Origin of the sequence: Rickettsia tamurae (genome assembly GCF_000751075.1) — a bacterium.
Classification (GTDB): Bacteria; Pseudomonadota; Alphaproteobacteria; order Rickettsiales; family Rickettsiaceae; genus Rickettsia; species Rickettsia tamurae.
Genome location: NZ_CCMG01000002.1, coordinates 43,641 through 65,154, shown reverse-complemented (window position 1 = coordinate 65,154; position 21,514 = coordinate 43,641). Strand labels below are relative to the sequence as shown.

Sequence of the window (21,514 nt, the reverse complement as noted above, 5' to 3'; positions counted from 1 at the left end):
CTATCTATACTGGTTTAAGGCTCTACATTAGTTAGAACACAAATTATGGATAATTGGGTTATTATAGATTTATTTTAATCTTTAAAGACCCTTGGTTTGCCGTATATTTCTTTGCCAAGTATAAATTATATCTAATACCGAATTCCATCATATTATATTTAGTCGAAATACCGCCGCCTAAATTATAGGTTATCTTTGCAGGTTTAAATCTAATTGTTGTAAGCGGTCTATCTATACCATCAAGACGTGCATCGATATTCGGTAACTTACCTTTAAAGTTATAATTTATAAACCCGTGTAATTCAGGTTTTACTATTATATCTTGTACTAAATAATTAGTTACGCTCTTTAAACCTAATATAGTTTCAAATTTATCATAGGAGTTTTTTCTTATAGATAAATTTTGGAAAGTAGTACTGCTTTCTTTATAACTATTATTTTTAAATTTAGCATAACGAACCCCAAGCATCGGCGTTATAGTTGTCAGATGAGACATTAGATGGTTATATCCGCCGAGTAATTCACCGCTATAAAAAGTATTAGTAAATTTACCGATTGCGGTTTGATCACTGGTAGAAGTTATACGCTTTTCGTAATTTTTGACTTTATTTCTACCATATGAACCATAGCTTCAACAAAGAAGTTATTAGTAAGCCAATTATAAAGTCCATAGATAGAATATATATTGCTTTTAGCTTTGGTTCTATCACCGTTTTTATCGTTTTTGTGCCGTACTTTACTATCGGCCATAGTATAAGCAGCCCCAATAACTATAGAATTATCAATATTATAGTCAAAACCAATTATACCGCCGCCGGTATTAGATTTATAACCGCTTGAACCGTTTTTAGATTTTTGCGTTGCTTTGCCATAGAATGGTATGCCCCAAATGCCTGTCCCGATATTATCTTCATCACCCTGCCACAACTGCTGCCTGATTAGTAGTAGAACGTCTTCTTCGATTCTGATTATTATTGTTAAGAGGTGAATTCGGTTCATTTAGACCACTTAAAGTATTTTCATTGAATTTTAAAGTACCACCGTTATCAATAGGTACATCTATTAAAACTGCATCTTTGAAATTTGCCGTGGCCGTAGCATCTGCAAAATTTAAATTATCTGATTTAATATCGGTTAAGTAATTAAATAGCGAGAGCGAACGAGGTAATACGTCTAAATCAACGTTAGCACTCGGTACGGCTAAGCTTTTTGAATTTGCATTATTATTACCTCTATCAAAATCTATAGTTTTACCTGCGTCTATATTAATATCTTTAGAATATACATCACCTTTAACAGTACTATTTCCACTAACTTGTACGCTCGCTAAACTGCCTAGCTTACTACCCAAATCATAAACAATCCCACCGTCTATATTTAGCTTTACGTTACCTTGTCCGTTATTTGCGGTGGTAATTCCTGAATAGAAATTCTTAGAGTTAACCGTAACTGTACCGTTACCTGTTAACTCTATCGCTTTTAATCTGTTATTTGCAGCTCCGATAGAACCGTTACCGGTATCAAAATCCGTTACCGCTAAAGTGTGGAGGTTATTTCCTGCCGTAGTAATATTAGTAACTTGTGCTGCTGCACCTAAAGTTAAAGTAGCTGTTTGAGCGGCATTTGAGAAGTTAATATTTTGTGCTTTTGTAATGGTAGCATCATTATTTGCAACTTCTATTGTACCTATAGTATTGTTATTGCCAAGCGTACCGGTTATATTAACAAGGTGCAGGATTATTTAGTTTTAAAGTACTGTCATTAGCATTTTCACCTGAGATCAGTAGCAGTTACGTTCTTATTAACCTGCATCGTAGCACCGTTCGATATAATAACATTACCGCTTTTAACGGTACTGCCGAAATTTACCGTCCCTGCTTGTATCGTAATATCACCGACTACTGCATTTGAACCGACAGAACCGCTAACGCCATTGATAAATACTAAATTCACAGCCTGACCGCCAGTCTTGTTAATCTCAGTTGTTAAGTTTGAATTAGCACCAAAGGTTAAATCATTATTACCGTTACCTTGAATTTCGGTAATAGAATAATTACCGCCGGTAGAGAGCGATACATCACCTGCTCCTGCTTTCAGCATTGCTATATTAGTGATTAAACCGGTAACTTCGCCTGCTCCTTTAAAATCCAAGGTACCGTTCACATTACCGGTACTTGTAACGATACCATCAATTTTTATACCGTCATTAAGATTTATTACCCCTGCATTACCTTGGAAATCCACATTACCGTTTATATTGCCTGTTGCCGTATATGTTGCATTCTTGTTAAAAAGAACATTTACATTAACCTCGTCAAGCTCTATATCATTAACGTTCAAGGCGATATTTTCAACATTGATCCCTACATTTAAATCGATAGCCCCATTACCGGTACTGGAAAAGTTAATTGTTTTAACCTATGATTTGCCGTACCGAGCGTATAAGCCGCATTACCGTTATTATCTATCGTTAATTTGTTAGTATCCGTGGTTAGGTTAACTCGAATTGATCATTACCGAGATCTAAAGCAGCTGTTAATGTTATAGTACGGTCATTAGCATTTGAACTATTTTTAAGCTCTAATACCGAATCTTGATGTTCAAATATCATCCCCCCCCCGGTATTTAAATCAAAATCACCGTTTATAGCATCTAAAGCATAAGTAGCTACCCCTGTTACTTCACCGATACTCATATTTGCAATCTTAGCAGATGTTAGGCTTTGGTCGGTAAGTACTGCATCGTTATTTATATTTAACTGCTGATATTTTGTACATCCAAAATTATTAGTGACAGTAACTTTCCCTTTGATATTCAAGCTAGCTAGCTCATTACCTTTACTACCGAGTGTTGCTCCATTATTACCGCTTACGGTTAAATTATTACCGTTACCGTCTAAAGTTACAATACCTCCACCGGTTTTTATACCGTTTAAGCTATTAGCAAAGGTAATAGTTTGATCAAGCGGTGCAGATAATATTAATTTAGCATCACCAAAATTAATACTACTATTTACGCTACTTAAAAGAGCTAAATTTCCGTTATTAACTTGAACGGTAAAGTTTTGTGGAGTCCCTACTTGTCCTATATTAATTGTTTTAACCGTACCGATACTTGCATCAGTAGATTTCAAGGTAGTGAAAATGTTTAATATACCGTTTTGTCCGTTTACTATAACGGCATTTAAGTTATATGTATTATTACCGTTAAATTCTAAAGTACCGCCGCTTGCTCCGAAGTCGATATTAGGAGTGGTTAGATTTCCGCTAAGCTGAATACTCCGCCGTTTGTAAAGTTAATATTACCTACAAATACATCATTTGCTATAGTTACGTTTTTTGTATTATCACCTTGGATATTTATATTAGCAGGGCTATTTGCAGCATCCGTACCTATATTTTGAGTTACATTACCGTTTCCTATAAAATTCAATGTACCACCTACACCGCCGGTGCTAAGTACTGCTCCGGTAATGACAAAGCCATCTCCTAAATTAAACGTTCCGTTAGTACCTTTGAAATCAATATTTCCTACTATGCCTTAGCCGTTAATTTACCGTCTGCATTATACTTTAAGTTACCGACTAATCCTGCTGTCGTGACATCGGCTGCGGCATCTGTTACGGTAAAAGTTGTTGCATTTGCTACATCTTGTATATTATCTACACCGTTAAATATTACTTCTTCTAATGCTGCTCCATTTGCTCCTACACTACCTGTTACCGTTCCATCACCTGCAAATATTAACTTACCGCTTCCATCTCCGGCAGTAGTTGTAACTGCTCCGGTTAGCGTTACACCGTCTGCTAAAGTTAAAGTAGAAGCATTATTATTCAAGGCTACAGGAACAAATACATTAGCTGAGAACGTAACGGGATTTGCTCCGATATTTACGAGTTTTAAGCTGCTGCCGTTAGCTCCAATCGTATCGTTACATACCGCTTTGTATTGTCAGTGTTCCTTGGTTATTTGCAGAGGTCGTAACTGAACCGGTTATGCCATTTACTATTAACTCACCATCTGCTCCAAATAATATGTTACCACCTGCTCCTAGGTCTAAAGCTTGGTTAAATGTTACTTGACCTGTACTATTCATACTAAGTAACTTTGTAAATACCGTATTATCGACTACGACATCACCTGCTCTGTCTACTATGAAATTCTTAAGGCGATGGGTATTATCTTGTCCTATAGTATAAGGACCACCGTTATTTGCTATAGTTAGGTCTTTTGTGGTTGCTCCTATTCTCACTATCCCATATTCATCATTGCCAGATTTGTTTAAATTATTATATAAGGTAAATTGTCTATCATTTATGTTGCTAGTATTCACTAAATCTAATTCTGAATTTGGTCCTTCAAATATTATTTTAGCACCGTTATTTAGCAAATTTACATTCCCATTTGCTGCATCTATTGTATATGTCGTATTATCCGCTATTCTAATATCACCTATATCTCCGGCACTTGGATCATTGATTGTTAAATTAGCATTTATTTGTATTTTTGCTTTTATAGCGTTTAATAATGCCACATTGATTGTATTTTCGGTATTTATTATTAAAGTACCGCCGCTAGCATTACTATTATTAAAAGTAATACCTCCTACATCTAATAGACCGTTAACACTTATAGTTCCCGAAGCTAAAACACTATCTGCAAAAACAATACTATTTACCGTAGTATTACCTTGTAAATCAAGAATCTTACCGTTACCTTCACTACACTGAAGTATATTTAAATTATTTATATTTCCGTTAAGTGTAGCATTCCCTATAAAATTTAATGTACCGTTTACTCTGTTAGCACCGTTTATATTACCCGTAACCGTTATGTCGTCATTTAAATTAAGTACGGCAAAAAGAGTAAGCATAGAGTTATGGTTAGTAAGATTTATATTTGCAGCATTAATTGTAATATTACCTGCTCCAGGCATATAAATCTGTGCTTCCCCGTTTCCTACATTTATTCCGGAAAGAGAGTTAGTTAGACCTATGTGATTTGATATAGTACCCGTACCTGTGCCATTATTTCCAGCTACCGTATTATCTATCTGAGTTGTAATATTTAAACCGTTATTAATTTGTAAAGTAGAATTCTTACCGGCGAAGTCTATATTACTAAATGTTTGATTACCGACTCCGGTAATAATTGACGTAACATTATTATTAATAAATTTAAGAGGACCGAAATTAGGAGTAAGACCTACTGTTGCACTAAGAGGACCTATTGATACATTTTGACTTACCTCAACCCCTCCAAAATTAAGAGCACTAACTAATGTAGTTATACCGCCGATTTGAGCATTCGCTTTATTTGCTGATATTTTAATTCCAGGAAGACTAGCGACTATTTGAATAGTATCACTATTATTAAAGAGAGTTGCAAGACCTGCATTAGTACTAAGATTTACGTCTACAAGACCTGTAGTTAAAACCGTTGCTCCTGCAGCGTTAGAGCTAGTGAATAATGTTCCGCATAAATGATGCCGTTGCTAAAAATTTTCTTAATATTTTTGATTCTTTCATTAATACTAACCCCAATACATTAATTATTTTTAATAAATATTAGTAATTAGTTAAAAAATATTAATATATTTTATATAGATAAAGTTAATTTTAATTAATAATTTGTAGCAACTTTTTTACAACAATAAAATAGAAGCAAATGCCAAAAAAATATTGTTACTTGGTAGTGTAGAAATTTAATTATGTATTTAGAATTAAGTTAAAGGAATTGCTAAATGAAAGTTGGAAAGAAGAAAGATAAACTAAGCTGTTTTGTCTTTTATTGTAGGCATGGATTTTACTACCTCGGATAAGCCGCTTTGAGTAGCTGCCGCAGTAGTAGCTGCATTACTGTGTCACCCCGTGGCTTGACCACGGGGTCCATAAAAACAATAAAAAATACTAATAATTTCAGTATTTTTAACTGGATCCCGTGGTCAAGCCACGGAATGACAGAGGTGAAATTGATCCACGCAACAATATAGTCAATTCAGCCCAATTTAGTGACAGGCGTAAGAAAGAAAGCCTATAATAATAGGCAAGTTCAAATCAATTGACTATAGGAATTAAGTAAGAAAAATCGCATTTTAATTGAAAAGTCAAAAAGAATTACCTTACTATAGCTTGCATTAATTTAATATATGATATTTTGACTATTAACAAATCTCTATTTATTTATCGGTGTTTCTACCAAAGCATGCTTAAGTACTTGATCAATATTTGACACAGATATAATTTCTAGGCTTTCTTTTATATTCGGCGGTATATCTTTTAAGTCTTTAACATTCTCCTCAGGAATCAACACGGTTTTAATACCTCCCCTACTTGCAGCAAGTAACTTCTCTTTAAGACCACCGATAGGTAAAACATTTCCTCTTAAAGTAATTTCGCCTGTCATTGCCACGGTGCGGTGTACGGGTATTTTAGTCATCAACGAAACAATAGTCGTAAACAAAGCACAGCCGGCAGACGGTCCATCTTTTGGAATAGCTCCGGCCGGTACGTGAATATGAATATCAAAATCTTTATAATTGTCATATTTTAATCCAAAATTTGTTGCTCTGCTTCTAAAACAACTATAGGCAGCCATTGCCGATTCTTTCATAACATCACCGAGTTTTCCGGTGGTCTTTATTTCACCTTTCCCTGGAAATGCTAAAGCTTCTATAGTTAAAAGCTCCCCGTCTACTTCGGTGTAAGCAAGTCCCGTAGTACTTCCTATTTGATCTTCTTTCTCGGCAAGCCCGAAATTATATTTCTTAGCCCCTAAAAATTCTTCAAGATTATTACTATCTATGGCAATATGCTTAACACTTTTATCTGCTAAAATTTGCTTTAATGCCTTTCTAGTTAATGCCCCTATTTCACGTTCTAAAGCTCTTACGCCTGATTCCTTGGTATAATATCTAATTAAATCCAAAATTGCCGTCTCGGATATAGTAATTTCATCTTTCTTAATTTTATGCATTTTAAATTGTTTCGGCACTAAATAATTTTTGGCGATTTGGAGCTTTTCTTCCTCTACATAACCGGAAATATATATTTTTTCCATTCTATCACTTAAAGCTCTAGGTAAATCATGAGAGTTAGCAGTAGCAATAAATATTACATTTGATAGATCATATTCTACTTCTAAATAATGATCAACAAAGTGACTATTCTGCTCAGAGTCTAATACCTCAAGTAAAGCGGATGCCGGATCACCTCTAAAATCAGAACTCATTTTATCGATTTCATCAAGTAGCATTACAGGGTTACTAGTCTTAACTTTCTTAAGTTGACCTAAAATTTTACCGGGCATTGATCCAAGGTAAGTTTTTCTATGCCCTCTGATTTCTGCTTCGTCTCTAACACCGCCGAGAGCAAATTTAGTGTATTTTCTACCCATTCCTTCGGCAATAGATTTTACAAGTGAAGTTTTACCGACCCCTGGCGGACCGATTAAACATAATATAGGTCCTCTAATTTTACTTGAACGCTGTAATACCGCTAAATATTCTATAATTCGTTCTTTAACTTTTTCGAGTCCAAAATGATCACGATTTAAAATTTTCTCGGCTTGGTTAATATCTATTTTACTATTATCATGCTTACCCCAAGGCAAACTTAGCAAAGTCTCAAGATAATTACGCGTCACTCCCGACTCTGCCGACATTTGATTCATACTACGGAGTTTTTTAAGCTCTGATTCTGCTTTCTCTTTAGCTTCTTTAGATAATTTTAAACTTTTAATTTTTTTCTCGATATCGGCAAGTTCTGATTTATCTTCATCAAGCTCCTTTTGAATAGCTTTCATTTGTTCGTGCAGATAATAATCACGCTGCGTTTTTTCGATTTGCTTTCTTATTCTTTGCTGCAATGCCTGCTCGGTTTCTGAATTTACTGTATTGGAAGTAAGCGTACTAATAACCGTAGTGATACGCTTAAAAGGACTAGTTTCTTCTAATAAATGCTGCTTTACCTCAAGTGAAGTTATCAGATGTGAAGCTAATATATTTATAATATTTATGAAATTAGTGTTATTACTTATTTTTTTATTGATAGTTTCAATAATTTCCGCATTAACTTTCTTATCATTAATCGCATATTTACTAAATAGTTGTACTGCATTATCCACTAATGAACGCATGTTATTAACGTCAAATATTTCTTCATCCGGAATAATTTCGTAATTTGCTTCAAAAGCTTCTTCGCCTTTAATATTGCTTAGCTTTACTCTTGCTATTGCTTCTATTAAGATTTTTGCCGTATTATTAGGCAGCTTCACTATTTGGATAATCTTAGCAAGTATAGCTGTGTTATAAAGTTCATGTTTACTAGGGTTTTCTTGATCAAATTTTTTCTGTAAAGTTACTAAAATATATTTACTATTATCTTCCTCGGAAATGGTAGTATGAGAGAGTGCTTGCAGCGATTTTTGCCTACCCACAAAAATAGAAGCAATTATTCCTGGGAATACTACCATATCTCTCAGTGCCATTAACGGAAGGGATTTTTTATTCATCAATTAAAACCTTTTAAAATTTCTAATTATTAACTATATAATATAGTATCAACCTGATTTCAAGCTACCATTATTAATTATATTTATGAATTTATTACTACAACCTCCTCAAAATGTAGCAGCCGCACATAATAGAATAAAACAATATCTACATTTAACTCCGATCGTTCACTCTGAAAGCTTAAATGAGATGCTTGGTCATGAGATTTTTTTTAAGGTTGAATCATTACAAAAAACCGGTGCATTTAAAGTTAGAGGAGTGTTAAATCATTTATTAGAATTAAAAGAGCAAGGAAAATTACCTGATAAAATAGTCGGTTATAGTACGGGTAACCATGGGATTGGTCTTGCTTATGCAAGTAAATTATTCGGTATTAAAACAAGGATTTATTTACCGTTAAATACTTCAAAAGTAAAACAGCAAGCAGCTCTTTATTACGGCGGTGAAGTTATATATATAGATACTCGACAAGAAGCGGAAGAAAAAGCAAAAGAAGATGAAAAGCAAGGATTTTACTATATGCATCCTTCCGATAGTGATTATACAATAGCAGGAGCAGGCACGTTATGCTATGAAGCATTACAGCAGCTAGGCTTTAGTCCTGATGCTATTTTTGCCTCTTGCGGCGGCGGCGGTTTAATTTCCGGCTCATATCTTGCCAAGGAATTAATATCACCGACAAGCTTGTTAATAGGTTCAGAACCTTTAAATGCCAATGATGCTTATTTATCTGTTAAAGATAATAAAATATATAGATTTAACTATGCTCCGAATACTATTGCGGACGGTCTTAAAACCTTGAACGTATCGGCTCGTACATTTGAATATCTGAAAAAGTTAGATCATTTTTATTTAGCAGAAGAGTATGAAATATATTACTGGACGGCGTGGCTTACTCATTTACTTAAAGTTATATGCGAGCCGTCAAGTAGTATAAATATGGTTTCAGTAATAAATTTTTTAAAAACACAATCCAAACCTCAAAAACTACTAGTACTAATCTCAGGCGGTAATATCGACCCTATTCTTTATAACGAGCTATGGAAAGAGGAGTATTTAAGCATCTCACCTAAATCTTTATGTTCTGATGTCATTCCTGCGAGGCATTGTAACAAAGCCTCCTCACAATGATGAAGTTATATTAAAATTTAACCCCTTCTTCTTGTTGCTTCTTGATTTTTAGTAGAAGTATTAGGAGTAGTTTGCGGGGGTTTTATATTAGAGCTTCTTAGTTTTATTAAATCTTCAAATATGGTTTTATCAAATGCTATTGGATTGATTTTTCTTAATTCTGCTAAATTAAAATTATTAACTCGTTGCGGTTGAATTATAATAGGCTCACCCGTAACAGGAATTAAATTTTTAAATTCAGGATTAGCTGCTGCTTTATCTTTATTTTCATTTAAAAATTTTGTTAGACCTTCAGCAATTTCAGGATTTGTTAAAGCGTTTGAAAAGATTTTATCATTAATTGTCTTCACTACATATCCATCACTCAGAGTAATATATTTATCTACAACTTTTCCTAATCTTTCTTCCAAATAGTTTCTACCTGTAAATATCTGCTTAAACTTTTCCCATAAAGAAGTGCCTCTATAATTAATATCTTTTAATTCAGTGGCTATTTTAGTACTATTTTCAGTTAGATAAGTAGAATCTAACTTATTTAATTCCCTTATTATTATTTCAGGATTCTTTATGCCTGATGAGTTAGTAAGTATAATAGTTTGTTCTAATTGCTTACTAATTTTATTATTTTTTTCTAATCTATTACTAATCTGCTGCACCATATTAGTGGCTGCCTTTTGTAATTCCTTAAATTCCGCTTGAGATAATTGATTTACTCTTGGGATAAACTGCTTACTATCTTCATTAAATTTCTGGTTTTTATCTCCTTGAATAATAAATTTTTCATATTTCTCAAGTTTTTCCGGAGTGTTTTTAGGATCTTGTTTTAAGATTTCTATAGCTTTATCTTTTACAGCTTGTGCATATTGCTCTTTAGGTATAGAATTTCCGCTTACGGCTATTAATGCTTCTTTAGTTGCTCTTATAGGATTGGCAAAGATTTCTTCTTCATCTTCTATACCCATAAATGATAATTTATCAAAAGGTCCTCCTTTATTTAGAGGAAGTACAAAACCCTTAAGTGCTGCTTCAGCCCTTGCGACATCAAACTTTAGCTTATCTGCTGCACTAGGTATTAGTTTTGTATCTTGTCCTAAATTGATATGTAGATTATCTACTAATTTTTGTACATCTTTATTTTCTACAACTTCACTAATAATTTTACTGGCAAGTACTTCAAGCGTACTAGTGATATATTCTTCAGATTGTAAATATTGTTGAATAGGATCGGGAGTAACAATATTTTTATTCAAAGTATCTAATCTACTATCTACGTTTTTTATATCAACTATTTTACCTTTTACTGCAGCCGATATCTCAGTTACTTCATCGTTTTTTTTAATTTTTTCAATAGTATCATCTATATTAGTTATAATCTCTGCCATATAATACTCATTATTAAGTTATTTGATATAATGAACTAAATTATCAAACTTCTTAAAAATTTGCAACTATATTATCATATAAGTCACTACTTACTATGCCCTAACTGTTGCCTACTCTCTCTACTTTTATTAAGGTTTTCAACATGAGATATAGGGGTTGATATAGAAGACTTATAGCTTTGGGTTGCTACTTGTTTTAGCTCTTTTACTTCTGTTACAATATTGTTTCCTTTATTTGGTGCTTGTTTTTCTCTTTGTAGTTCTTCCGACAAATTTTTCATACTATATACAAACTATTACTTTTTTCAAAGTTAGCGACTGCTTTATCTATATTTTTTTGAGCATAATCTGTACCGGTAATAGCACTTACTATTCTTTGCCACAGCTTAGGTTTGGCTACTCTTTGTAATTCTAATGCTATACTTTCTCCCCATCCGTGTTCCGTTAAATATCCAGGATTTAACTCTGCCAATACTCTTTTAAGTGCAGGATTGCTGCTCTCGAGTAATGGAGCAAAATTTGCAATAATGCTACTACCTTGTTCTTTCATTTCTTCCGGGTTTTCTTGAATTGCTGAAAAAGCCTGCATATCTTGATTGACTAATTTATTAAATTTATCGATATTTTCTTTTGATTCTAATTTATTTATATCTATTAAACATATTCCTTCAGCCGATTGAGTTTTTTCACCAAAACACATTCGCGCATGTTTCATAATTGTATTCCTTAGAGGATCTAACAATTTTCTGTCACGTAATAACGGTGTAACTAAATTAGAAGGCATTTCTATACTTTGCCCTATTTTCTCATATATTACTTCTCTTTCATTGCTAGGAAAAAAAGTAAGTTTACCATTATCTAATTTTGCAAGATCTACTGCCGGAAGAACTACTTTGTCTTTGAGTCGTTTTATTACGGCAATATCAATACCTTCTTGCGTAGAATACTGGTTTTCTATTTTTTTAGGTAATGCTTTAATTTCTTCTTGTAGCTTATCAAAGTAGTTTGTATATTCGGGATTGTTTTTAATAAATTTGGAAATATTTTTTTGAATATCTTGTGTAGTTGCATTTATACTTAAGACTGGCTTTACAACTACTGTTGGGTCTTTATTATTATCAGGTTCAGAATATATTAAAGAATTAACTGCGTCTTTTACTCTAACATCATTCACATCTATTTTCTTGTTCTCACTTGCCTGCCCTATCTTGACTAGCTCTCCTACTATATAACCTTGCATTTGTTTCAAATCATCTCGTGATTTATTAATCAATTCTTCGGCTTTTTCCTGATTACTCTTATTTTCTGTCGTAGCTTCTTTAGACATAATTACTTCCTCTATTAATTATTATTAATTAAATTAGATAATAATTAGTTAAAGAATGCAAACCATTTTAAAATTTATGAATGAAAATTAATTAAAACTTATAAAAAGAAGTGTATTTTTTCATAGAAGAGGTCCTGATCGTAATTTCATCAGGGATTTCGGTTATGAACCTTGAAGGGTAAGAGCGGACTATTTCATAAAATATTTTTCGGTTTTCCGCATGGGTAATGTATAGGTCTTTTTTGGCTCTCGTAATGCCGACATAAGCAATGCGGCGTTCTTCTTCTAAGCCTTTTTCACCGTCTTCGTCTAGAGATCTTTGAGACGGAAATACCCCCTCTTCCCATCCCGGTAAAAACACTACGTCAAACTCAAGCCCTTTAGCTGCGTGCAGGGTCATTATAGTAACAGAGCCACCGTAATTGGTTTCAAGCACTTCATTTTCCATAACTAAGCTTGAATGTTCGATAAAATCATGAATATCGTTAAATTCGGCAATAGCTCTAAGCATTTCGTTAATATTTTCGATTCTACCGAATGCTTCTTCGGTTTTTTCTTCTTGAAGCATTTCAAGATAACCGGAATCATCAAGTATTGCTTTAACCACGTTTATTGGAGCATCTATACTAAATCTTTCGTACCAATTATCGATTTTAGTAAACAAATCTTTTAGAGAATCATATGATTTTGCTTTAATCTCACCTATTTCTAGCATTTCTTTAATGGCTGCGAAATTAGAAATATTTCGCTCAAGTGCATAAACTCTAATTTTATTTAAGCTAGCTGCACCTATTGCCCTTTTCGGCACATTTATAATACGCTCAAGTGCTAGATTGTCATTTTGATTCAAAGATATACGGATATAAGCAAGCACGTCTCTTATTTCCATACGTTCATAGAACCGCAAACCGCCTATAATTTTATAAGGCATAGCACTATTTATAAAAGCCTCTTCAAAACTTCTAGTTTGGAAACCTGCCCGCACTAATATAGCGATATTACCTGCATTATATCGGTCTTCTCTCACTAACTTATCTATTTCGCCGGCTATATATCTTGCTTCTTCTTTATCACTCCAACAAGAAATAATTTTTATCTTTTCACCGCTTTCCCTATCCGTCCATAACGTTTTACCGTGACGGTTTTTATTATTATTGATAACATTGGAAGCAGCAACAAGTATTGGCAAAGTTGATCTATAATTCTGCTCTAATTTAATAATTGTTGCACCTGCAAAATCTTTTTCAAAACGTAATATATTCCCGACTTCTGCTCCTCGCCAACCATAGATAGATTGATCATCATCCCCTACACAGCAGATATTTTTATATAAACTTGCGAGCATTCTTGCCCATAAATACTGGACAACGTTAGTGTCTTGATATTCATCGATTAAAATATATCGATATTTTTCTTGGTAATATCTTAGTATTTTGGGATTTTTAATAAAAAGCTCATTATTATAAAGTAGCAAATCTCCAAAATCTAAAACATTAGAAATAAGTAAATTTTTCTGATATTCTTCGTATACAAGTTTTGCCACCCGCTGCAGCGGTAAATTAGTATCTGATGCTGATAGTTTACTTGGTAATAATCCTTGATTTTTCCATCTCGAAATTATGATATGTATTAATTTAGGAGCATATTTTTTAGTATCAATATCTTTTAGCTTTACTATATCTTTAACTAGTTTTAATTGATCATCATGACTAATAATAGTAAATCTATTATTTAAACCAAGATTTAAATGCTCAATCTGGTCACGTAATATCCTAGCTGCCATTGAGTGGAAAGTGCCTATATTAAGACCATAGCAATTAATTAGACTATTAACTCTTTCAGCCATTTCTTTAGCAGCTTTATTAGTAAAAGTAACGGCTAGAATATTTTGAGGTGAGGCTAAATTTTGGTGAATAATATTAGCTATTCTTGAGGTAAGTACCTTTGTTTTACCTGTCCCTGCACCTGCAAGCAATAAAAGCGGTCCTTCAGTGTGAAGAACTGCTTTTTGTTGCTCTGAATTTAATGTATGTATGAAATCTTGATTTTGCATTGTACCTGTCATACCGTGGCTTGACCACGGTATCCATAAAAAAATTTAAAAAGACTAGACTCAGTGATCAAGGAACTAGGTGACACTGTTGGCCTTGTTGCATGGATCAATTTCACCACTGTCATCCCGCGACTTGATCGCGGGATCCAGTTTAAAATACTAAAATTGTTAGCATTTTAAGTTGTTTTTCTGGATACCGTGGTCAAGCCACGGTATGACACCGAGCGTATTTTTCGATCCATGCAACAATGCCGACACTGTTCTAAAATATCACCTAATTCTTCTCAGATTTTTAATAATATAAGAAATAGTAATTATCGGACTACAAATAATTATTTTAAATAACCTAAAACAAGAGATTAAATTTCTATCTTCAATAAACCAATTATATAAATCATTTATAGGTTTAATCTCAGCAGGAATAATATATTTATCTTTAAATAATTCTTTCAAAGCTCTTTTTGCCTGTTTTGCTTCTACTTTACGCTCCATTGTTAAGCTTTGATCATGTACTCGGTAGAAATATAAAGATTCCGGTATATGAGCAAATTTCGTAACAAGTCCAAAACGAAGCCAATATTCATAATCATCCACTAACTGTATATTTTCATTATATCCACCTACCTGCCTTGCTAAATCAACTCTATATAAGAAACATGCACCGACGCAATCTCTAATCGGTAAAAACTCAGGCGGTTCTTGATAAAGTCTTGCACCTATACTACCTTGCTCATCGATTAAAGTATAATCAGTATATACAAGCCCTATCTCAGGTGAATTATCAAGTGTCTTAACCATTTTTTCTAAAGCATTTTCATGGAAAAGATTATCATCTGAAGTCCAAGTAAAATACTCTCCCTTAGCCTCTTTAAAAGCAATATTAAGACTTGCCGGTAATCTTTTATTGGTCTCATTTACTATTACCTTAATACGTGAATCCTGCTCTGCATATTTCCTAGCTACTATAACACTATTATCTTTTGAGCAATCATCAATAATAATAAGCTCAAAATCTTTAAAGCTTTGATTAAGGCAGCTCTCAATAGCAAAAGGTAATAGCTTCTCTCTATTATAAACCGGTAAAACTATTGAGATTTTTGGAAGATTACTATGCATGTACTCCTAACATGTCAAGGGTATTTAAACTATTAATTATATCTTCTATTAGTTCTGATTCTTCAGATTTACATCCATCTTCAAAGATTAATAATATATTGCTTAAAGCATTATTAAGCATTTTGGATATTATAATATTTTTCTCTTCAAACCTTCTAATTAGTTGCATCAAAGGATAAACATATTCAATTGATAACGATTCTTTATATTGATCTAATAGCCCAGCAAGACAATCAGATATTGCCCATAACCAAGGATCAGCTCCTTACATTATCTATTAAATCAAATACTTCATAAATTTTTTCAATTTGTACTTCAATATTATCTACAAGAACCGGCATAATTTTTACTATTTATTACTTAGATTATTATATTTTCTATGTCATTCCCGCGAAAGCGGGAATCCAGAAAAAATAATCTTAATACTGCTACAAAGAATTATATATTTTATAAAATAAGCATATAAAATAATTTTTTATATTCTTTACTAGATTCCTGTTTTCGCAGGAATGACATAAAAGAACCATGCGGGCATTCTTAATTCTGTAAATTTATATATTTCGTATTTAGATATTCAAATATCCCTTCAAATGAGCCTTCAACTCCAAAACCTGAAGCTTTACGTCCTGCAAAAGGTGCTTTTGCATTTGCAGGTAACGGGTCGTTAATCGATACCATACCAAAATCAAGCTTACCGGCTATCATTTGTGCCACAGATATATTATTTGAATATACATACCCTTGCAAGCCGTATTCTGTATTATTGGCACGTTCTATTACTTCATCCAAATCTTTAAATTTATAACAAGCAACTACCGGACCAAATATTTCTGTTCTAAAGATATCCATATTATCCAAACAATCAATAATAATAGTAGGCTCAATAAAATTATCAACAGCTTTACCGCCACAAATTAATTTAGCTCCTTTATTTTGGGCATCAATGAGTAGCTTTTGTATTTTTTCTATAGCAGCGTGATTAATTAATGGACCTATATCTGATATCTTATCAAATCCGTCCCCGGCTTTAAGCTTAGTAAATTTAGCTTTTAGAATTTCTATAAATTTTTCATATATAGATTCTTCTATAAATATCCTATTAGGTGAAGTACAAGACTGCCCGCTATTTCTAGTTTTAGCGATTACTAAATCACTTGCCACTTTTCCCAAATCATTAGACATCTTTTCAAACTTCGCTTCTAGAGGTAATTTAGACGTCGATCCGGTACTCGCATCCTCACGTATGTCTATATACGCTGCGGTGCTGCGTTCCGCGTCTCCTTTAAATTCCTCTCTATAAGCTGGTTTGGAAAGATGTCTATTATCTGCAGTTATAATGAAAGGAGCATTACCGCCAAGTTCTAAAGATAAACGTTTTATAGTATTAGCTGAATTTTGATATAGAATTTTACCGACATTTGTAGAACCGGTAAATGATAATTTACGAAGCCTAAAATCTTCACAAAAAGCCTTACCTATAATATCCGAATCACCGGTAATTACGTTAAATACTCCGGCAGGCAACCCGGCATCGCTTGCCAATTTTGCAAGCACTAAAGCTGATAAAGGCGTAAGGCTTGACGGTTTTAATATAACGCTGCAACCCGCAGCTATTGCAGGTACTACCTTGCGAATAATCATTGCATTTGGAAAATTCCAAGGAGTTATAGCCGCAGAAGGTCCAACCGGCTCATATTGCGTAACAATTTTATGAGTTTTACTATTACCGGGTTTGATAGTTGAATGAATATTATGTATAGCATATGTATACCAATCAATAAAAGAGGCTCCGTATAGAATTTCTTTTTTTGATTCGGCAAGTACTTTACCCTGCTCTAGCGTTAATATATGACTTAGCTCATCAATATTTTCGATTACTAAATTATACCATTTTCTAAGAATCGCTATTCTTTCTTCAAATGAACTTTGTGACCATGAAGAAAAACTAGTCACCGTATTATTAATTGCTGAATTAATCTCAGATAATCCCAAATTCGGAACTGTAGCAATTTCTTTTAAGGTCGAAGGATTAATAACGGATATTTGCTTCCCGAACTCTATAAATTCACCGTTTATATAATTCTTTCCCGTAATGTTTTTAAGTAAGTTCATATATTTCTCATGGCATTATTGGGTGGATACTAAAATCGTCATTGCGAGGAAAATTACGAAGTAATTGACGAAGCAATCCAGTTAAAAATGCTAATATTTAGCATTTTTTTAATTTTTTCTAGATTGCCACGCTCCTTTCAGTCGCTCGCAATGACGAAAAAACTATTACAAACTTATCTTAAAATTATCCGGTAATACTAGCAAGAGAAATATAATAATTTAAGCTACTTCATCGTAACAACTTCTTACCACGCCGGTAATATCTGTATCAGTCTCCTCTGTTCCAATTGTGAATCGTTGACCGTCTTTAGAAAATGTAATTTCTTTATCGGTATCTACCTTATCTCCAATAAAAACATCACCTTCTTGTACTCGTGTTATCAAATTTAATTGTTCTCCTAATATTTTCCAAATAACCACCTTTTGCTCAATATTGTCAATATATTGCTCAAGCTGTTTCATACCGTTAGGATCTCTTAAACTAATATGAATAAATCCTCCATGCATTGCAATTTCTTCAAAAAATTCTTTATTGTAGTTCTCACCAAAACCTACCGCATACATATTAAATTGAGGATTTTGTATTACAGCGATTGTAGAATCTATAACCTCTTGTTGTGTTGTATTACAGTCAGTTCCTTCGTTCTTTCCATCAGTAAATACTATAATAGTAGAATGTATATCTATTTTTTCTTTCAATAATTCTAAAGCATCTTTGACAGTACCGTATAATCTTGTATATCCATCAGCATTTAACGTTTCTACATATTTCCTAATATCTTCAAGGGAATTTTCCTTATCAGAAAAAGATTCCATGCTAGATTGATCATTAAATGAAACTATATTAATTTTCCAATTAGGGATCTCGACTAATTTAGCTAGTATCTTTTGTATATTACTTTTTTAATCACTAAAAGTATATTTCATACTACCGCTAATATCTATTAATAAAGTAATTTCATGATTATTATTAGTATTTAGATATTCTGGGTCTTTAGAAGAAAACATAATAGGAAATTTACCGTCTTCCTGCCAGACAAAACCGTTAAATATCGGAAATAAATATTTTAATAAATACTGCTTATCAAGGATAAATCCGCCTTCCAAATTAGAAGCGATAATAGGTGGCTTACCGTCAACTTTATAAGCTTGAACGGCTTGCATTGCTGCACCGTTATTTAAAGTAAAAGTTAAGCTATTATTTTCTTTATGAGAAATAATTTGGGATATTAATTTAGAAAATTCAGTAGGTGGATAGGTATAATCCGTAGCCAGTGTTGCTTCGCTTGTTAAAATTTTTGATAATTTATTTTCATCACTTATAACAGCTTGTAATGTCTCAAGTTTGGATTCATCCATTTTATGTTTTATTGGATTTCCACAAGAGAGTTGAATCTCAGCAGTTAATAATTCTTTATTAAATTCAGCTTCTAATCTTATTGTTTCTAAAATTTTAGACAAACCATACTCTGTTATAAGGTCACCATCTACTAGCTTATAAAATAACTCTCCTATTTCTATATCTGAAGTATCCGCATTATATAGTTCAGATTCTACTATATTCTCTCTTATTATCCTTAAATAAAGCATGTATCACATTCTTCTTTAATTCATCAGGGGATGCTAATAATGTACGAAAATGTTCTAAGTCATTAGAAGTTGTTTTAAAAATGACTTTATTATCAGTTACCTTTGTAACTCCTATCTCTGCTCCTATAGCTTTTAAAAAAATTTCCCATTTTTTCTCTGAAGTTAAGTGCTGGATAGGTATAATTCCTCTCTATTTTATAAAATTAGAAAGAAAGATTATATTGCTATAATTTTCAATACAAGAATTTATTAAAAAAAATTAATAAATTTTTATATGATTATGTCTTTTTTTTAGGAAATTTATTATTTATTCAAAAATTTCTCTGCCTCAAGAGCCGCCATACAGCCACTACCCGCAGCAGTTACTGCTTGTCTATAAATTTTATCCTGAACGTCACCGGCAGCAAAAACCCCTTCTACGCTAGTCTTAGTCGTACCTGATTTCGTGATGATATAATTATCGTTATCCATTGCAATTTGTCCGGTAAATAGCCCCGTATTCGGTACATGCCCGATAGCTATAAATACACCGCTACAATTCACTAAACTAATCTCTTTGGTGTGAACATTTTGAATTTTAACTCCGGTAACGGATTTTGGTTTATCGCTACCTACAATCTCATCTACTACATGATCCCAAATTACCGATATTTTAGGGTTTTTAAATAATCGATCCTGTAATATTTTCTCAGCTCTAAAACTATCTCTTCTATGCACTATAGTAACTTTACTAGCATGATTGGTTAAGTATAAAGCTTCTTCTACTGCACTATTTCCTCCCCCTACTACCACTATTTCTTGATTCTTAAAAAAGAAACCATCGCAAGTAGCACATGCCGAAACACCAAAACCACGAAATTCCTGCTCTGAAGCTATACCAAGCCATTTTGCTTCTGCACCGGTACAAATGATTATACTTTCTGCTTCATACTCATTTCCTGATCCTGTAAATACTTTAAAAGGCCTTTTTGATAAATCTACCTTTTCTACGTAATCACTAACAATTTCTGTACCGACATTTTTAACCTGCATAGACATCTGCTCCATAAGCCAAGGTCCTTGCACCGTTTCCGCAAATCCAGGATAATTCTCAACATCGGTGGTAATTGTAAGCTGCCCGCCTGGCTGCATACCATTAATTAATATTGGTTTTAGAGCGGCTCTAGCCGTATAAATAGCGGCACTTAAGCCCGCAGGTCCTGAACCTATTATTAGTACTTTAGTAGTAATTTTCATAATTATTATTTATTAATTTAAATGATTCCTATGTCATTCCTGCGAAAGCAGGAATCCAAATTTTTTGCTGTCATACCGTGGCTTGACCACGGGGTCCATAAAAACAATAAAAAATACTAATAATTTAGTATTTTTAACTGGATCCCGCGATCAAGTCGCGGGATGACAATGAACAAATGACACCTAAGACTTCTTCTCTAACCAAGATTTGACATAGTTAATTTCTTCAGGGTTCATTAGAGAAGGAGCATGACCGGCATATTTTATTTCATAAAGATCAAAAGTTTTTGTTTCTTTCATCTTTTTAACAGTAGATTTTGTTAAAATTTGAGATTTCATCCCATGAATTACTAATATTCTACATTTTATTTTATTCCATACGGACCATAGTTTAATATCTTCTTGGTTACTAGCATTTTTCATTCCTTTTGTTATAGCAGGATCATAATTCATTTTATATTTTCCGCCAAATGTAGAAATTACGCTATATTTTGCTAAATAATCCCAATCTTCTTCATCTTTAATACCTATTTGGGCATAAATAAGTTTTAAATGTTCTTTTGCACTAGCCAAATCATCTAAAAGTACCGTTTTTTTAGCATAGCCTCCAATTTTAATTAAAGGAGCAGCATCAATAAATGCCCCTATATCATTTAATATTAAGGCTTTAAAAATATTTTTATATTTACTGGCAAGTACCATGCCTATAATACCTCCCATTGAAGTACCGAGCCAAATAGGTTTTTTAATATTTAGTCTTTTAAAAAAGAATAACGTATCCTTAATATAGGTAGTATAATTATAATGATTAGCTTTTTTAAAATTTTCGCTATCACTGCGACCAGGATAATTTATTGAAATTACTCTATAATTTTTACTCAACTCTTTAGCTATTTTATCAAAATCATGAGCATTTCTAGTTAAGCCGTGAGCACATACTATTATATTTTTATTTTTATGATCACCGAATTCTACATAAGAAATTTTATGTTTCGGTATATATTGAAGAGGTAATAAATTAATATAGGGACCAATTTTTATTGAATTAATTTTCAT

Annotated in this window: 14 protein-coding genes and 2 pseudogenes; 2 read left to right on the top strand and 14 right to left on the bottom strand. The window is 32.9% G+C overall.

All coding sequences use genetic code 11. The annotated features are described in order from the left end of the window. Positions 1-61: 61 nt before the first annotated feature. Positions 62-5,527: pseudogene (locus tag MB29_RS13945) on the bottom strand (autotransporter domain-containing protein). Positions 5,528-5,826: 299 nt separating this feature from the next. Here MB29_RS13945 and MB29_RS09405 point away from each other — a divergent pair. Then, the gene (locus MB29_RS09405; protein WP_233418801.1) at positions 5,827-5,991 is read left to right on the top strand and encodes a hypothetical protein; all 165 of its coding nucleotides are present in this window, start codon (positions 5,827-5,829) and stop codon (positions 5,989-5,991) included. Positions 5,992-6,173: 182 nt separating this feature from the next. Here the strand turns inward: MB29_RS09405 and lon are convergent, their stop codons facing one another. Then, positions 6,174-8,510: an endopeptidase La gene (gene lon / locus MB29_RS00345; RefSeq protein ID WP_032138602.1), complete on the bottom strand. Its 2,337-nt coding sequence runs from the start codon at positions 8,508-8,510 to the stop codon at positions 6,174-6,176. Positions 8,511-8,595: 85 nt separating this feature from the next. Here lon and MB29_RS00340 point away from each other — a divergent pair, with 85 nt between their 5' ends. After that, a complete protein-coding gene (locus MB29_RS00340) occupies positions 8,596-9,642 on the top strand; it encodes a serine/threonine dehydratase (protein WP_032138601.1) in 1,047 nt (348 codons plus the stop codon). Positions 9,643-9,659: 17 nt separating this feature from the next. Here the strand turns inward: MB29_RS00340 and MB29_RS00335 are convergent, their stop codons facing one another. From MB29_RS00335 to MB29_RS00280, 12 genes and pseudogenes are all read right to left on the bottom strand, one after another. Beyond that, complete coding sequence (locus MB29_RS00335; protein ID WP_032138600.1) at positions 9,660-11,024, bottom strand: hypothetical protein; 1,365 nt, start codon at positions 11,022-11,024, stop codon at positions 9,660-9,662. 86 nt (positions 11,025-11,110) lie between these two features. Beyond that, on the bottom strand, positions 11,111-11,305 hold the full coding sequence (locus MB29_RS00330) for a hypothetical protein (protein WP_233418800.1): 195 nt from the start codon (positions 11,303-11,305) through the stop codon (positions 11,111-11,113). After that, the gene (locus MB29_RS11030) at positions 11,302-12,351 is read right to left on the bottom strand and encodes a hypothetical protein (protein WP_215426133.1); all 1,050 of its coding nucleotides are present in this window, start codon (positions 12,349-12,351) and stop codon (positions 11,302-11,304) included. The genes MB29_RS00330 and MB29_RS11030 overlap by 4 nt, the downstream gene beginning before the upstream one ends. A 91-nt stretch (positions 12,352-12,442) precedes the next feature. Then, positions 12,443-14,416: a DNA helicase PcrA gene (pcrA, locus tag MB29_RS00320; RefSeq protein ID WP_215426132.1), complete on the bottom strand. Its 1,974-nt coding sequence runs from the start codon at positions 14,414-14,416 to the stop codon at positions 12,443-12,445. 258 nt (positions 14,417-14,674) lie between these two features. Next, entirely contained in the window at positions 14,675-15,520 is an 846-nt protein-coding gene (locus MB29_RS00315; protein ID WP_032138599.1) for a glycosyltransferase, read from the bottom strand. After that, positions 15,513-15,692 (bottom strand): hypothetical protein, encoded by a 180-nt coding sequence (locus MB29_RS12155; protein WP_233418799.1) that lies wholly within the window; start codon positions 15,690-15,692, stop codon positions 15,513-15,515. The genes MB29_RS00315 and MB29_RS12155 overlap by 8 nt, the downstream gene beginning before the upstream one ends. A 365-nt stretch (positions 15,693-16,057) precedes the next feature. After that, positions 16,058-17,632, bottom strand: coding sequence for an NAD-dependent succinate-semialdehyde dehydrogenase (locus MB29_RS07805; protein ID WP_037202824.1), 1,575 nt, complete (start codon positions 17,630-17,632; stop codon positions 16,058-16,060). Between the two features lie 37 nt (positions 17,633-17,669). Beyond that, positions 17,670-17,773, bottom strand: a pseudogene (locus MB29_RS13570) (lytic transglycosylase domain-containing protein); the annotation flags it as partial. A gap of 78 nt (positions 17,774-17,851) precedes the next feature. After that, a complete protein-coding gene (locus tag MB29_RS12150; protein ID WP_324607265.1) occupies positions 17,852-18,475 on the bottom strand; it encodes a vWA domain-containing protein in 624 nt (207 codons plus the stop codon). 60 nt (positions 18,476-18,535) lie between these two features. Next, the gene (locus MB29_RS12145; RefSeq protein ID WP_032138597.1) at positions 18,536-19,222 is read right to left on the bottom strand and encodes a hypothetical protein; all 687 of its coding nucleotides are present in this window, start codon (positions 19,220-19,222) and stop codon (positions 18,536-18,538) included. 303 nt (positions 19,223-19,525) lie between these two features. Beyond that, positions 19,526-20,458 (bottom strand): thioredoxin-disulfide reductase, encoded by a 933-nt coding sequence (gene trxB, locus MB29_RS00285; protein ID WP_032138596.1) that lies wholly within the window; start codon positions 20,456-20,458, stop codon positions 19,526-19,528. 183 nt (positions 20,459-20,641) lie between these two features. Continuing rightward, positions 20,642-21,514, bottom strand: coding sequence for an alpha/beta fold hydrolase (locus MB29_RS00280; protein WP_032138595.1), 873 nt, complete (start codon positions 21,512-21,514; stop codon positions 20,642-20,644).

Coding starts and splice junctions, on each gene's coding strand:
- MB29_RS00280 (WP_032138595.1), bottom strand. CDS start 21,514: ATGAAAATTAATTCAATAAAAATTGGTCCCTATATTAATTTATTACCT.
- MB29_RS00330 (WP_233418800.1), bottom strand. CDS start 11,305: ATGAAAAATTTGTCGGAAGAACTACAAAGAGAAAAACAAGCACCAAAT.
- trxB (WP_032138596.1), bottom strand. CDS start 20,458: ATGAAAATTACTACTAAAGTACTAATAATAGGTTCAGGACCTGCGGGC.
- lon (WP_032138602.1), bottom strand. CDS start 8,510: ATGAATAAAAAATCCCTTCCGTTAATGGCACTGAGAGATATGGTAGTA.
- MB29_RS07805 (WP_037202824.1), bottom strand. CDS start 17,632: ATGAACTTACTTAAAAACATTACGGGAAAGAATTATATAAACGGTGAA.
- MB29_RS00315 (WP_032138599.1), bottom strand. CDS start 15,520: ATGCATAGTAATCTTCCAAAAATCTCAATAGTTTTACCGGTTTATAAT.
- MB29_RS12145 (WP_032138597.1), bottom strand. CDS start 19,222: ATGCTTTATTTAAGGATAATAAGAGAGAATATAGTAGAATCTGAACTA.
- MB29_RS00340 (WP_032138601.1), top strand. CDS start 8,596: ATGAATTTATTACTACAACCTCCTCAAAATGTAGCAGCCGCACATAAT.
- MB29_RS11030 (WP_215426133.1), bottom strand. CDS start 12,351: ATGTCTAAAGAAGCTACGACAGAAAATAAGAGTAATCAGGAAAAAGCC.
- pcrA (WP_215426132.1), bottom strand. CDS start 14,416: ATGACAGGTACAATGCAAAATCAAGATTTCATACATACATTAAATTCA.
- MB29_RS00335 (WP_032138600.1), bottom strand. CDS start 11,024: ATGGCAGAGATTATAACTAATATAGATGATACTATTGAAAAAATTAAA.